Genomic DNA, 13,819 nt, shown 5'->3' with positions numbered 1-13,819 from the left:
GTTTACAGTACGTCTTGAAATTGAATTGTCAGTTGTCGGTCGTCAAACCGTTTACCCTTCTTTTGAATCAGTATATGGCGCACATTTTCCGGCGTCAGCTCGTTAACCGTCCGCATCGCCAGTTCGTAACAAGTAATAAAATACTGAGCCTTCTTCATGACGACACCGATTTTCTTCAATTGCTCCGAGCCGAGGCGGGAGTAACGACGGGAAACGATGATCATCTTCGCTGATTTCACCCCGATGCCGGGAACGCGTAGAAGCAACTCATAATCCGCTTTGTTGATATCGACCGGAAACATATGCGGATTTCGCAACGCCCACGATAATTTCGGATCGACCTCCAGATCAAGTTCCGGATAAGCATCGTTCACGATCTCATCCACTTTAAATTCATAAAAGCGCAACAACCAATCGGCCTGATACAAACGGTTCTCCCGCACCAGAGGCGGCTGTTTCAATGCCGGCAGCCGGTTATCATAATCGTTCACAGGAATGAAACCGGAATAATAAACACGTTTCATCGTCGGACGCTGATACAGGGCCGACGACAGGCGGAGAATATCCTTGTCCGTATCGGCAGTCGCCCCGACAATCATCTGCGTACTTTGTCCGGCGGGAGCAAACCGCGGGGCGTGACGGAAACGCTTCCGTTCCTCCGCACTCTGCAATACCCCCTGCTGGATATAACGCATCGGGGCAAAGACACTCTTAAAGTCTTTTTCCGGTGCAAGCACCTGCAAACTTTTTTCGTTGGGAATCTCGATATTCACACTTAGACGGTCGGCATACAAACCGGCTTCGTTCACCAATTCCTGGCTGGCACCGGGAATACTTTTCATATGGATATACCCGTTGAAACGATGAACCAGTCGCAAATCTTTTATCACGCGCACCAACCGTTCCATCGTATAATCCGGACTGCGTACCACGCCCGAACTGAGGAAAAGCCCTTCTATATAATTACGCCGGTAAAACTCGATCGTCAGATTGACCAGCTCCGTCACCGAAAGCGTTGCCCGCGGCAAATCATTGCTCCGGCGGTTAATGCAGTAGGCACAATCATACATGCAATTGTTGGTCAGCATAATCTTCAACAAGGAAATACACCGCCCGTCCTCCGCAAAACTATGGCAAATACCCCAGCCAGCCGCACTGCCTATCATTCCTTTCTTTCCGGAACGGGACGTGCCGCTTGACGCGCAGGATACATCATATTTAGCTGATTCTGCTAATACTTTCAGTTTTTCGAGTACATTTTCATTCATATTTCACGGGGATATACAACACAAAAATAAGGAATTAAAAACTATCTTTGCGATAAAATAGAGTGAAATGTTCTTAGATAATATTCCCGTACATAACCTGGATGAAAGTGATTTCTTCGTCGCCGAACGCATCGAAAACTGCACACCATTGAATTTCCGGGGATCACACTGTCACAACTTTTACGAACTTTTATTTTTCATGGAAACCGGGCCGGAAGAAAGTCACAGCATCGACTTCACCGAGCATCCGCTACAATCCAACCAGATTTTCCTGATCCGCCCGGGACAGGTACACACCATGAAACTGAAAGAACAAAAAGGTTTTCTGTTTGCCATCAACCGTGATTATTTCGAACGGCTCTGCCTGCATATCGAGAGTTATGCAGATTATTCATTCCCGGACATTCTCACCCTTCCCGGCAGCGAAGCTCCTGCCGTCCGCCGGATAGCCAACCTGATCTATGCCGAACACGAAGGATTACACCGCAAAAGCCTGCTAAATTCTTATATGCATGCCTTTATCACCCACTTATTACTGCTGCATACCGACACCCCAGGCAACCAGGACATCCGCGTCAACAGAGTGCTTTCCCTGATCGACACCCATTTTATCAGTGAACGCACAACCGATTTTTATGCCCGCGAAGTAAACCTCAGCAACAAACGGATGAACGAACTGACAAAAAAAGCCGTCGGTCACACAGTTAAACAACTGATCGACCAACGGCTGTTATTGGAAGCCAAACGCATGATAAGCCATGGCGTTTCGAGTTTCAAAGAAATAGCGTTCGATCTCGGATTCAGCGAAGCGTCTTATTTCACCCGCTTTTTCAAGGAACAAAGCGGATACACGCCCGAGCAATTCCGGTCGCTGCTGAAGAAAGACCTGTCATGAACGGACCTTGATCACCGCCAGGCGACGACGCGTATCGACAAACAGCAGCACAAAAGAAGCCAACCCGCAAACAAATAATCCGCACATCATCGGTACAACCGAATCATTTTGTAAGAAACTGACTACTGCCGAAAGGACACCGGTAAAGAACAATTGCAAAAATCCCATCAATGCCGAAGCAGATCCGCTGTCTTCTTTAAAATAAGCCAAACCGAGCGATGTCGTAGCCGGTAACAATAATCCGATCGGGATCAGATTCAGAAATACCAGTACCAACAAAGGAATAACAGAGGTCGAAGCAAAAGCGGTAATAATCAGTAATGTCCCGATCAACAGCTGCACAGCCAACGTATATCGTACAAGTTTCTTCAACGTCATATATTTCAGCATAAAATTAATAATATAAGTCCCGAACATCAATCCCAACGAATTGATCGCAAAAATGATTGCAAACGTATCACCCGACATGCCCCCCTTCTCCATAATCAAAAAAGGTGCATTAGACACATAGACCATCAAACCTCCATAAGCCATACAGCCAATAATAGTGTAAACCATGAACGGTCATACTTTCATCACCCTGACATATCCTTTTACCATCTCTTTCACCGAAGGCTTCTTCGCTTTCATCTCTCCGGATAATACCACCGGTTTACTTTTCGGAAGAAACAACCAGGTCAGCAGAATAGTAAAGGCTCCTAACAGGGCCATTGTATTAAACACCCCGTGCCAATGCCACTGTTTCAATAACAAATTCCCGATAGTCGGCGCAATAACCGGCGCAATTCCGGAGATGATCACCAACAGGGAGAATACCTTCGTCCGCTGTTCATTTACAAACAAATCATTCACAGCAGCACGTCCTACCACCACCCCGGCACAACCGCCAAAGGCTTGCAGAAAGCGGATTACCCACAACTGTTCGATCGAAGTCACATAGATGGAAGCAAACGAACTGATCGTATACAAAGCCGTAGCTGCCAGGATCGGATTCTTGCGTCCGTAATAATCGGAAAGCGTCCCCCAGAACAGTTGTCCGATAGCAAAACCTGCCAGGAAGATGGATAAGGATATTTGTACTTCACTCAAAGAAACTTGCAGGCTTTCAGCAATATCTGTAAAAGCAGGGAGATAAAGATCTATGCTCAAAGGTTCCAAAGCCGCTAATAAAGAAAGGACCAGAACCACGATTCCCATTTTTCTATTCATCACATTATTCCTATTAAAATTACCGCAGCAAAAGTACTTCCTTCTTTCCGCCCACCTTTTACATTAATTGCACATTTACTGGTATAAACAGGAACTTCAGGATATTTCTTTTTGAATGTGGTAATTAGGAAGGAAACATGTACATTTGTACGTTTTTTAATTTACATCTTCAAGAATGAACGACTTACTTATTTTCAATCATATAGAAATGATACTGGCAGGCACGACTGCCGGTCTATTCGTCATCCAGCTCTTATATTATCTTGTCACCTATGCCCGCCCGTTGAGACAGGCTAAAAGAAGACAAATGCAACAGGGACAGGCAAAGCCTGCCGTTTCCGTGATTGTCTATGCCAAGAACGAATCGGAGAACCTAAAGAAACACCTCCCGGCTTTGTTGAACCAGGACTATCCGGAATACGAAATAGTTGTTGTCAACGACGGTTCCACCGATGAGAGTGACGAAGTTTTAAAAACATTCAAGAACGAATACGACCATCTTTATCACACCTATATCCCGGAAGACGTAAAATATCTGAGCCGTAAAAAACTGGCACTCACTGTCGGTATCAAAGCCGCCAAACACGACATCCTCCTTTTTACGGAAGCCAATTGCGAACCTATGGGTAAAAACTGGATATCAGCCATGGCACGCAACTATGCTTCCAGGACAAACATCATTTTAGGCTTTTGTGCATATGGGCATCATAAAGGATTTTTCCATAAGCTGGTCGCTTATGATAACCTGATAACCGGATTGCAATATATCTCGTCCGCCCTCACCGGAAATCCCTATACCGGCAACGGCCGTAACCTCTCATACCGGAAAGATTTATTCTTTGCCCATAAAGGGTATTACAAATCGCTCAGCCTGCATGCCGGCGATGACGATTTATTTATCAACGAATCTGCAAACGCTCAGAATACCTGGGTGGAATATTCTCCGGAAAGCATCACGGAAATGGCAAAGATAGACCGTTTCAGCATGTGGAAAGAGATGAAAGTATCACGTGCCGCCACCCAACGTTATTATAAAGGCTGGAACCTGACCTTTTTCAGAATGGAAAGCCTGAGTTATTTCCTTTTATTTATCGCGGTAATCGCCAGTATCGTCATGGGCATTTTAGGCAACTGGCTGATATCCATACTGGCAGGATTATTATACATCATACGTTTTTCAACCAAAGCGACAATCCTGCACAAATCAGCTAAACTCCTGCAACAGAAACCTGTAACCGGCTGGCTGTTCCTCCTGGAACTGTTGCTGCCCCTGTTCAATCTATACGTAAGAATTTACAGGATATTCAGAGGAAAAAACGATTATACATTCCGACTGGGAAATAAATGAATTGAAAATTACTCAAATCGTATGCTCTTGGCAGGATCGATCTTCGTGATAAGGTAAGACGGACCGAGCATCATTAGCATCGATGCACATAAGGTCCCGATATTCAAGAGAATCAAGGAGATTATACTTAAATCAATAGGCACCGCATCCAGATAATAGATGGAAGGATCCAGTTTTATTATACGAAAATGAGACTGGATCAAACAAATAGCGATACCAACCACATTCCCCCAAAGCATCCCCTTCCCGATCAGGAAGAAAGAGATATAAAGAAATATCTTGCGGATACTGACATTGTTCTCACCCAACGCTTTCAGGATACCGATCATATTCGTCCGCTCCAGAATAATAATAAGCAAACCGGAAATCATGGTAAACCCTGCAACCGCAAAGATCAGGATAAGAATAACTACCACATTCACATCCAGCACATCGAGCCAGTTAAATATCATAGGATTCATCTCCTTTATCGAACGGGTAAAATAGGTATTCCCATGACGGTCCTGTTTCTCCACCAGATTGAAATACAGGTCTTCTGCAATCTGGTCCAGCTTATCGTAATCATCTACAAGCAATTCCAGCCCACTGACCTCATCCTTCTCCCAACCGTTCAACCGGCGGATCTGCTTAATGTCAGCCAAAACAAATAGCTTGTCATAATCCATAAAGCCGGTCTCGTAAATCCCGACGATATTGAATTTACGGGCACGGACATCTTCCTGGACAAAATAAGTCAGAATACTGTCGCCCAGCTTCAATCCCAGCAAGTCGGATAAATATCTGGAAATGATTACATCAGTCGAAGTCTTTTTGGGGTCTATCGTCAGCAACTCACCTTCTTTCAGGTTGTTCCGGAAAAAACTCCAGTCATAATCCGTATCGATCCCTTTCAATACGACACCCTGAAAATCACTATCCGTTTTCAAAATGCCCATTTTAGTGGCATATCCTTCTATATGCTTGATACCAGGAAACTCCTGGAGTGCCTGAAGCAAAGAATCGCTCACCGCAATCGGCGTCGTTTCATACGAACTGTTATTATCAAAATTGGTGATCTGAATGTGAGAACCAAAACCAATCACCTTATTACGAACCTCTTTCTTAAAACCAATCACAATAGCGACCGAAAGAATCATCACCGCCAACCCTAGCGCTACACCGACTATGGCAATACGAACAGCAGGAGGAGTAACCTGACGATTCCCCTCCTTACTGAAATGAATTCTTCGTGCTATAAATAGTTCTAAGTTCAATTCGATTCAGTTGATTAAATAACTCTTCCCGGATAAGCCTCCAACGCCTTTGCCAGGACCACCAGTGCTTTTGCCAAATCTTCCTTTTTCAGGACATAGGCAATACGCACTTCATTTTTCCCCAAACCGGGTGTTGTATAGAAACCGGAAGCCGGAGCCATCATAACCGTCTGTCCTTCATATTCGAACTCGTCCAGACACCAGGCACAAAACTTATCGGCATCATCGACCGGCAATTTGGCCACCGTATAGAAGGCCCCCATAGGGATCGGAGAATAACAACCCGGAATACGGTTCAGCCCGTCGATCAGGAATTTACGGCGTTCCACATATTCGTTGTAGACATCCAACATATAATCTTCAGGCGTATCCAGTGAAGCCTCAGCAATGATCTGTCCGACCAAAGGAGGACTCAGACGTGCCTGACACCATTTCATAACATTTTCCTTCACCATTTGGTTCTTCGTAATCAGCGCACCGATACGGATACCGCATTCGCTGTAACGTTTGGAAACCGAATCCACCAGTACCACATTATTCTCGATACCTTTCAAATGGAATGCCGAGATATAAGGAGCACCCGTATAACAGAATTCACGATATACCTCATCCGAGAACAGGAACAGATCATATTTCTTTACGATATCACGAATCTGATCCATTTCCTTCTGTGTGTACAGATAACCGGTCGGATTATTCGGGTTACAGATCAGGATCGCTTTGGTACGCGGAGTAATCAGTTCCTCAAACCGTTCCACCGAAGGAAGAGCAAAACCTTCATCGATAGTAGACGGAACTGTTTTGATCACAGCTCCACAGGAAATGGCAAACGCCATATAGTTTGCATACGCAGGTTCGGGAACAATAATTTCATCCCCCGGATCCAGACAAGCCATAAACGAAAAGAATACTGCTTCCGAGCCTCCGGTAGTGATGATTATATCTTCAACATCGACATTGATATTGAATTTCGCATAGTATTTAACCAATTTCTCACGGAAACTACGAATTCCCTCACTCGGAGAATATTCCAATACTTTACGGTCAATACGGCGCATAGCCTCCATCGCGACCTCGGGAGTAGGTAAATCCGGTTGACCGATATTCAGATGGTACACTTTGGTACCCTTTGCTTTAGCCTTATTGGCTAGCGGAACGAGTTTTCTAATGGGGGAAGCCGGCATATTGACACCCCGCTGTGAGATATTAGGCATTACTTTTTCTATATGTTAGTTTAAAGTTCGGCAAAGATAGGAAATAATTGAAAATTGAAAGTTGAAAATCGAAAATTAATATCGGTTTGCAGTTAATCCCTCCATTTAATTTTCAATTTTAAATTATTAATTATCAATTTATCAGATTCCCGGACGAGGCGAATCCTTGCTCGCATGCATAGTAGAAATAAAAGCATTCGGATCGATCTCCTTAATTTCATCTTTCAGACGCGGCATATCCTTACGTTCGGCAATGGTAAAGATGATCTCTTTTTCCTTTCCTTCATACATGCCCCGTCCGTGCAGGAAAGTACCCCGCATCCCCATCTTTCCGACAATCAGGTCTTTTATCTCCTGTGTCTTCTTCGATACGATAAAGACAGCACGATTCGGATTTTCCGTCTGGAACATTTCAACAACCTTACCATACACAAAAATAGCGAACCAGGAATACAATGGAACCGCCCAGTCCTGGAATACGATCAAGCCTAACATCACGATCGCAGAATCCAGTATTATAATCATATTACTTACTTTCAAATTGGAATTATTGGCAATAACACGGGCCAGCACATCTGTTCCCGCACTGGTACTTTGCGCCTTAAACACACAAGTCACCCCGATACCCAATATCGCCCCTCCATAGAAACAGGCGATAAACGTATCATTTTCCACCAGCGGTTCCGTTCCGCAAAAATAAGACAACGTATCCGTAAAGACGGAAATAAGCACAAACGTCACGATCGTTTTCGGTCCCGAAGAAAGACCGATTTTTTTCATTGCCAGCAACAACAATGGAACGTTAAAGCATAAGGCAGTAGCACCCATCGGCAAACCGTCCGGAAAAATGGAGAAAACACCTTTCGTCACATAATGCAAAACGATGGAAATACCATAAACGCCCCCCGGCACAATTTTATAGGGAGCCAGGAAAAGTACATAACTCAATGCCTGCAAAAAAGCCCCAACCACAATCAGAGAATAATCGACTGCATTACTCTTCAATGTAGCATTAGAAGGAAAACCAAGTTGTTTCATAATTTAGATTCAATCATTATTTGTTTTCAGTGCCACAAAGATAGATAAAAAAAGAAGAGACTACACAAACAAATTGCGTAATCTCTTCCACCTGTTTTCAACAATCGCGATCCGGGGAACAAATCCCCCCTCACCTTTTATATTAAAGGTTCAGTGCACGATTATTATTATTTGTCACATTCAACAATGTTACATATTTGCGATACTGATCGGGCGTCAGAACCTTTTTCATCAACTTCAGATTTCCATAAACAGCCTGATGCATCTTTTTTTGTTGCTGGCTTTCGCTGGCACGCAGACTTTCACGTTGTTTATCCAGGAAAAATTCATTTATATTTGCTACTTCACCCGTCTGAGACGGGGTTAATTGTAAATAATAACTCAGTTTCTCAAAGTTAATAGCAAACGGTTCTTTACTCACATTGTTCCGGTTCTCGCGTGCAAAACCTACCGTTGCACATAATAAAATGGCTGCTACAGCCATACCTAAACGTCTCATAATACCTAAACATTAAATTAATAAACCTAAACATGGAGGCCGCTGCCTCCGAATCTATCTCTCTTTTTGCCTTTGTGTATATAACAAGATGTTTTATAACATTGTTCACGAACAGGTTTATTACTTCATCCAGACGATCGGATATCCCAAAGCCCTTTTTATTGCCTCCATCTCGGCACTATGCCACATCTCATGCTTGAAACACCAAGACAAGGCTTCGTACTTTATATTGGCAACGGGATGCTTAAACGGGATTGGTTCAAGGGGTTCTTTCAGGATTTCATCGTTAAGAGTCAGTAGGTTTGTAAGGCAAATATCGTGCACAAAACCCAATTGTGCCTTTAATTCCGAAGGTGGGATAAAATTCCTTTCAACAGAACGGTGCAAAGTTCCCATGCCATTAAATATTTTATTATAACGGGCAATAGGTATCTGCCGCTTAACATCTTCATTTACCCCGGTTATCGTTGTAATGGCATGAAAATTCTGTGAAACCAGCAGATGCCCGATCTGCCAGGCAAAGTTTGAATCCGTACCTTCCGGAATTGTGTACCATAGCTCTTCGGGCATTTCTGAAATCAGACGGTTTACAAAATTCCGTGCTTCAATGATTTGCTCTCTCAAAAATTCAATTTTAATCATCATAATGTTACTTTTTAAGTTATACATTATAATTAGTGAGTAACAGTGTAGAGATTGTGACAACTCAGTCCAGAAATTTTTCCCAATAATTCTTCCGGGGCAAATCTTTTTCAAACTTCTGATACAGGTCGGCCAACCGTATCATTTTGGCGACTGTGGTATATTCTTTATCCAGGTCAATAAAAAAGACCTGTTTACAAATCCTGCATTTACAGGTTCCCGCAGGGTTATAAAGCGGACAGGTATCGGTCAGGAAATGGCTGATCTTATCAATGGAACGGGAGTATATCTTACGGACATTCTCTACCGACATTTCCATAATCGCTCCGATCTCTTTATGAGAAAGCCCTATATTCTCCTTAAAAATAAAAATCAGCCGGGCATCATTATTCAGGCAATGATTCAAAGCCGTCAAGCACCAGTCACATCTTTCCTTGACCCACTCCTTCCGTTCCTCATCAGAACCGGAATATTCGATTTCCTGCAAAGCCCTGAATTGTTCCAGCTTCACCAATGTCGCCACCTTTTCATTTTGAGCATACCGCGAAATAGTCCGCTTCGCAATCGTATAAATCCAGGTCGATAATTCAGAATCTGCATTGAATGAAGGCAGGCTCTTAAACACCTCATACCAGACTTCCTGAGCCGCCTCCTTTGCAATCTCCCTGTTCTGAATCATCCGGTGGGCAATGGTTGCGACCATTGTGCCATAGTGCTCAACTAAATCTTTACGATTTATCTCCATTGATGAAATGATTCGTTATTACTAAAGAGGCTTTTTATGGCCTCGGCACAAAAGTAAAAAGAAAATCGTCTGTAAAACATTCCTTGTTATTCATTTTAATCCGTCTAAACATTATCAGTCCGATTTTAAGAAATTGTTATGAATTTATTCCTAGGTTCCATTATAGAATATGAGCCAATGTGGCAATATACCAATGTGTCAATTTAGAAATAATTGAGTTATCCGCTAATTATAGGATGAACCAATTAGTGACGGTGCCTTCAGGCTGTAGGCCTGTAACAAACTAGCCCAGGGTTCTAACCCTGGGTTCCCTTGAATCCTTCTCTTTCTGAGGCACCCTGTAGGGGTGCGACAAGACGAAAAGGGTTGATATTTAGCTTGTCCCGACCTTACAGGGCGGAAAGGCAGGAACGGGTTTTCATAAACCCAGGGTTGGAACCCTGGGCTGGTTTGTTAAAGCCTTACAGGCTTATATTGACACCGTAAAGGCGGTTCGCGAACCGCCCCTACCAACGACGCAACATTCACATCTGATAAGAAACGAACTAAACAATAAATTCAAAACACTTTCTAATTATCATATGACAATTAAGCTGTTTTATCCTTCACCGTTCACCTTGCAAAAGCAACATACTATCAATTAACCAGTTATGCAAATAAAATCAGATGAACGATTCGGCTTAAAGGTGAATGCTTTCTCTCAATCGTTCACCTTTTCAAAGGCGTATCCGGTTGTAAACTAATCTTCCAAGAATTATATACTAAGGTCAAAGCTTATAGTCATAGCCTTTTCGACGTAGGTCGTTAAGCTTGATGATATACGTCGAAAAGCTTAACGACTCTTGATTAGCAATTACCGGACAGTATCTTTTGTATTAAAAAGAAATGACTTGTTAGCAAATATCCTGTAGGGCGATAATTAAAATACTACCAGCCAAATCGAATCAGGTGAAAGGTTGAAATAAACCGTTCACCTTTTTCACCAACCGTTCACCTCCATCAAAATGCAATAACAATCAATATATGAACCAATTACAAACATAGAGGTGAATGGTGAACGATTTATTGCCACAATTCATTGGATAGTCAAATTCCTAACTACCCAGAACTCACATTTCCCTGTACCAAGCAGTCCCATACCATCGACACCCTCCGCTATTCCCACAAATCCGGTATTAATATCCGAGCAATAAAACGAAACAGTCGCTTCGCCTTTTTCGTCCGTAATGACGGAAGGTTGCCACAGCAAGGTATTTCGGGCATCCGGTGTGGATAATGACATATCCACTTCGTCCGGCTGGTAAAACTCACGGGAGGCGTAGTAGCCTTTGGTACGGTAGAGATTATTCATTTTAAGAAGCTCCTCCTCTGTAAACTCAGGCCCCTAATAAATTTTATATTTTATATCCGTGACAATCCAGATACCATTTGGTCCCTTGGGTTCATATTTAATAAGCGTATATTGCTTTCCATTTACGGGAGCCAACCTTTTTCCTTTGTAATTATCGCCCGGGCTACCTGCCGGATGATGTGAATAACCATCATAATCATTCAAATAATCTTCTGCCGTAGCACATTCACAAACCCAAGGACCGCCTAAATCTTTATGAGCCAAACTATCCAACCGCCCCATCAATTTATCCCGGAACGGTTTGCGAGCTTTGCGGGTTACAACCACTTCATCAAGAAGTATCGTACTGTCATTGCTCACTATCGGCATATCGAGAACCTGCTCTTTTATCGTTTGCGACAAATCCATTATCGGATAACAGGATGGCTTATTTTTCCTGATACTGTCTATCTGCGGAAAATAGTCCATGAGTTCCAGTCTGGGTTTGAACTCCTTCGACAACATTGGTTTTACATACACATAACCGCCTCGAAGCTCTTTCATCACATCCGTGCCGATTGTAAAATATCCCACCGAATCCGCCCACACAAATGCTGAATTATCTTCCGCACCTGATACCTGAATCAGTTGTTCCGTACTTTGCGTCTCCTTACTTTTTTTCTTGCTTCCTATCGTCTGAATACCGGATATTTCATCAGACAAAAATATGTCACCTTGGCAAACCGGATTATGTACGCTCCGAACATACCGTCGCCAGCCTTGCGTCAATAGAAGAATATCCATTGCCTGTATCCGGTCTTTGTTTCCTTCATCAAAATAATATACAGGATTATGGATTTTACCCCGTATCTGAGAGGACAGGTAACAATGAGTAAGGATATTCATCGGGGCAGCCGGATTTAGATACGCCTTATCGAACACGCTGATACCCAGATTTGCCTGTACCGGTTTTCCATTACCATCCGTCACCTTTATATTCAGCGTAGCCTTTTCTATTAATGCATAATTATCCTTTTCCGGTTCAATGCTGATATTCAGTTTCTTTTCCGGGTGAACATACACCAGCCGTTCTGCCACAGGTTGCATTGTTTTGTCAAACAAAGTAAATTCAACTATTCCCTGATAAGCAAATTCCGTGAACGGAATCTTTATTTTCAGATTATCTTTCAATTTCCCTTTAGCTACACAACAAACCATTCCACGCATTTGCCCCAGCAGATAGATTTCTTGTTTAGGTAATCCGTCCGTCTGCGATATCACAAACTCCAACCCATCCTTATCCTGGCGGGATAATCTCAATGTCATTCCTTGCGGGTAAATTTCCGGCAAGGAATAAATCTTCCCGTCTTTCAGTTCAATATGGTATTTCTTTCCGGCGGAAGGCGTAAAAAAGAAAAATCCCATTCCGTCATGAAAACTCTTGAACGTTGTTGCAGGGTTGTCATCCTCATACAATGTACCTTCCACATCTACCGGATAGCCTTTGCCATCTGTAGCCTTGAAAGCCAACCGGGAAGATAAACCTGAAATCAGATTACCGCCTTCGGGAAAAAGGTCGAAACGCAAATTACTTTCCTCTCCCTTGTCTGTTCGTTGGTTATTCTGTGCGATGTTCTTTACTACTCTTATTTTATGGGCCGATAGTATCCCGGTTGTATCGTTACGGAACGAATACCGGGTATAGCCTTCTAATGAATAATCCCCCTCCGGTAATTTTTCATCCACATACACATGGCCGTCCGCTATTCCGTTCCCGATAGGATATTTCTCACGCCATACCACGCTATCCTTGCTATCTACCATTTGAAGATAAAGCGTCTTACTCCGGTCTGAAAGTCCGAAAGACTGTGCGTCCAACTGGTAGGCTTTGAACCACATATCTTCTCCTGTTTCATAAATTCCTTTACTTGTTTGCAGATACACACACTCAGAAGGATGCCTCGACAACTGTCTGCTCACCGAGGCAAACAAGCTGTCTATATTGTTTTGAGCAATCGCAACCGAATGACCAAAAACAATCATTATCAGCAACAACAAACGCTTTACCATATTTATTCACTCCATTTTGTTGGTTTCCCAAACCGTTTTTACTTATCGAGTTTCCATCGATACATTTTTGCTTTAAGCAATCAGTATCGCTTTTACAAATCCTGCAAACGAAACAACCCGAATGTCAAATAATCATCATCTTCCGGTTCTGTTCCGATATGCTCGATATTAGTTCTTCATATCATTCTTTCCATTTAAAATCCAAACAAAGTTGGATAATTCATTATTAATTAACTTTTATAATTTATCTTTGTATCAGGATGTTAAGAGGAAGTAGGCTCTGCTGAGGAGCAACCTACCAGCAATAA

13 protein-coding genes are annotated in these 13,819 nt (G+C 42.9%); 2 read left to right on the top strand and 11 right to left on the bottom strand.

Going from position 1 to position 13,819, the window contains the following annotated elements:
* Positions 1-2: 2 nt before the first annotated feature.
* On the bottom strand, positions 3-1,268 hold the full coding sequence (locus NBH15_RS11020) for a putative DNA modification/repair radical SAM protein (protein WP_186961026.1): 1,266 nt from the start codon (positions 1,266-1,268) through the stop codon (positions 3-5).
* Positions 1,269-1,335: 67 nt separating this feature from the next.
* On the opposite strand from NBH15_RS11020, the gene NBH15_RS11015 reads away from it, so the two are divergent.
* Positions 1,336-2,163 carry a helix-turn-helix domain-containing protein gene (locus NBH15_RS11015; RefSeq protein WP_128135117.1) on the top strand — a complete coding sequence of 276 codons (828 nt, stop codon included), beginning with the start codon at positions 1,336-1,338 and terminating at the stop codon, positions 2,161-2,163.
* On the opposite strand, the gene NBH15_RS11010 is transcribed toward NBH15_RS11015, so the two are convergent.
* Both NBH15_RS11010 and NBH15_RS11005 read right to left on the bottom strand, forming a co-directional pair.
* On the bottom strand, positions 2,158-2,721 hold the full coding sequence (locus NBH15_RS11010; protein ID WP_250822680.1) for an MFS transporter: 564 nt from the start codon (positions 2,719-2,721) through the stop codon (positions 2,158-2,160). The genes NBH15_RS11015 and NBH15_RS11010 overlap by 6 nt on opposite strands.
* A gap of 6 nt (positions 2,722-2,727) precedes the next feature.
* Complete coding sequence (locus NBH15_RS11005) at positions 2,728-3,372, bottom strand: MFS transporter (protein WP_250822679.1); 645 nt, start codon at positions 3,370-3,372, stop codon at positions 2,728-2,730.
* Positions 3,373-3,547: 175 nt separating this feature from the next.
* Here NBH15_RS11005 and NBH15_RS11000 point away from each other — a divergent pair, with 175 nt between their 5' ends.
* Positions 3,548-4,720 carry a glycosyltransferase gene (locus NBH15_RS11000; RefSeq protein WP_128135116.1) on the top strand — a complete coding sequence of 391 codons (1,173 nt, stop codon included), beginning with the start codon at positions 3,548-3,550 and terminating at the stop codon, positions 4,718-4,720.
* Positions 4,721-4,728: 8 nt separating this feature from the next.
* Here NBH15_RS11000 and NBH15_RS10995 read toward each other — a convergent pair whose 3' ends face one another.
* From NBH15_RS10995 to NBH15_RS10960, 8 genes are all read right to left on the bottom strand, one after another.
* On the bottom strand, positions 4,729-5,973 hold the full coding sequence (locus NBH15_RS10995; RefSeq protein ID WP_128135115.1) for an ABC transporter permease: 1,245 nt from the start codon (positions 5,971-5,973) through the stop codon (positions 4,729-4,731).
* Positions 5,974-5,987: 14 nt separating this feature from the next.
* Entirely contained in the window at positions 5,988-7,187 is a 1,200-nt protein-coding gene (locus NBH15_RS10990) for a pyridoxal phosphate-dependent aminotransferase (protein ID WP_186961022.1), read from the bottom strand.
* Between the two features lie 141 nt (positions 7,188-7,328).
* Positions 7,329-8,225, bottom strand: a complete 897-nt coding sequence (locus NBH15_RS10985) for a YitT family protein (protein WP_128135114.1) — start codon at positions 8,223-8,225, stop codon at positions 7,329-7,331.
* Positions 8,226-8,367: 142 nt separating this feature from the next.
* Positions 8,368-8,724 (bottom strand): hypothetical protein, encoded by a 357-nt coding sequence (locus NBH15_RS10980; RefSeq protein ID WP_007653677.1) that lies wholly within the window; start codon positions 8,722-8,724, stop codon positions 8,368-8,370.
* A 120-nt stretch (positions 8,725-8,844) separates the two neighbouring features.
* The gene (locus NBH15_RS10975) at positions 8,845-9,366 is read right to left on the bottom strand and encodes a DinB family protein (protein WP_128135127.1); all 522 of its coding nucleotides are present in this window, start codon (positions 9,364-9,366) and stop codon (positions 8,845-8,847) included.
* 64 nt (positions 9,367-9,430) lie between these two features.
* Complete coding sequence (locus NBH15_RS10970) at positions 9,431-10,111, bottom strand: RNA polymerase sigma factor (RefSeq protein ID WP_199676374.1); 681 nt, start codon at positions 10,109-10,111, stop codon at positions 9,431-9,433.
* Between the two features lie 1,075 nt (positions 10,112-11,186).
* The gene (locus tag NBH15_RS10965) at positions 11,187-11,462 is read right to left on the bottom strand and encodes a hypothetical protein (RefSeq protein WP_233567453.1); all 276 of its coding nucleotides are present in this window, start codon (positions 11,460-11,462) and stop codon (positions 11,187-11,189) included.
* 33 nt (positions 11,463-11,495) lie between these two features.
* Positions 11,496-13,511 (bottom strand): hypothetical protein, encoded by a 2,016-nt coding sequence (locus NBH15_RS10960; protein WP_250822678.1) that lies wholly within the window; start codon positions 13,509-13,511, stop codon positions 11,496-11,498.
* Between the last annotated feature and the right edge of the window lie 308 nt (positions 13,512-13,819).

This window comes from Parabacteroides caeci, from assembly GCF_023656795.1.
Classification (GTDB): Bacteria; Bacteroidota; Bacteroidia; order Bacteroidales; family Tannerellaceae; genus Parabacteroides; species Parabacteroides segnis.
This window is presented reverse-complemented; position numbering and strand designations above follow the sequence as displayed.

Bases quoted from the DNA above. Each gene is read 5' to 3' on its own strand.
- NBH15_RS10990 (WP_186961022.1), bottom strand. From the start codon at position 7,187: ATGCCTAATATCTCACAGCGGGGTGTCAATATGCCGGCTTCCCCCATT.
- NBH15_RS10980 (WP_007653677.1), bottom strand. From the start codon at position 8,724: ATGAGACGTTTAGGTATGGCTGTAGCAGCCATTTTATTATGTGCAACG.
- NBH15_RS10970 (WP_199676374.1), bottom strand. From the start codon at position 10,111: ATGGAGATAAATCGTAAAGATTTAGTTGAGCACTATGGCACAATGGTC.
- NBH15_RS11010 (WP_250822680.1), bottom strand. From the start codon at position 2,721: ATGGTTTACACTATTATTGGCTGTATGGCTTATGGAGGTTTGATGGTC.
- NBH15_RS10960 (WP_250822678.1), bottom strand. From the start codon at position 13,511: ATGGTAAAGCGTTTGTTGTTGCTGATAATGATTGTTTTTGGTCATTCG.
- NBH15_RS11005 (WP_250822679.1), bottom strand. From the start codon at position 3,372: ATGAATAGAAAAATGGGAATCGTGGTTCTGGTCCTTTCTTTATTAGCG.
- NBH15_RS11000 (WP_128135116.1), top strand. From the start codon at position 3,548: ATGAACGACTTACTTATTTTCAATCATATAGAAATGATACTGGCAGGC.
- NBH15_RS10965 (WP_233567453.1), bottom strand. From the start codon at position 11,462: ATGAATAATCTCTACCGTACCAAAGGCTACTACGCCTCCCGTGAGTTT.
- NBH15_RS11015 (WP_128135117.1), top strand. From the start codon at position 1,336: ATGTTCTTAGATAATATTCCCGTACATAACCTGGATGAAAGTGATTTC.
- NBH15_RS10975 (WP_128135127.1), bottom strand. From the start codon at position 9,366: ATGATTAAAATTGAATTTTTGAGAGAGCAAATCATTGAAGCACGGAAT.
- NBH15_RS10985 (WP_128135114.1), bottom strand. From the start codon at position 8,225: ATGAAACAACTTGGTTTTCCTTCTAATGCTACATTGAAGAGTAATGCA.
- NBH15_RS11020 (WP_186961026.1), bottom strand. From the start codon at position 1,268: ATGAATGAAAATGTACTCGAAAAACTGAAAGTATTAGCAGAATCAGCT.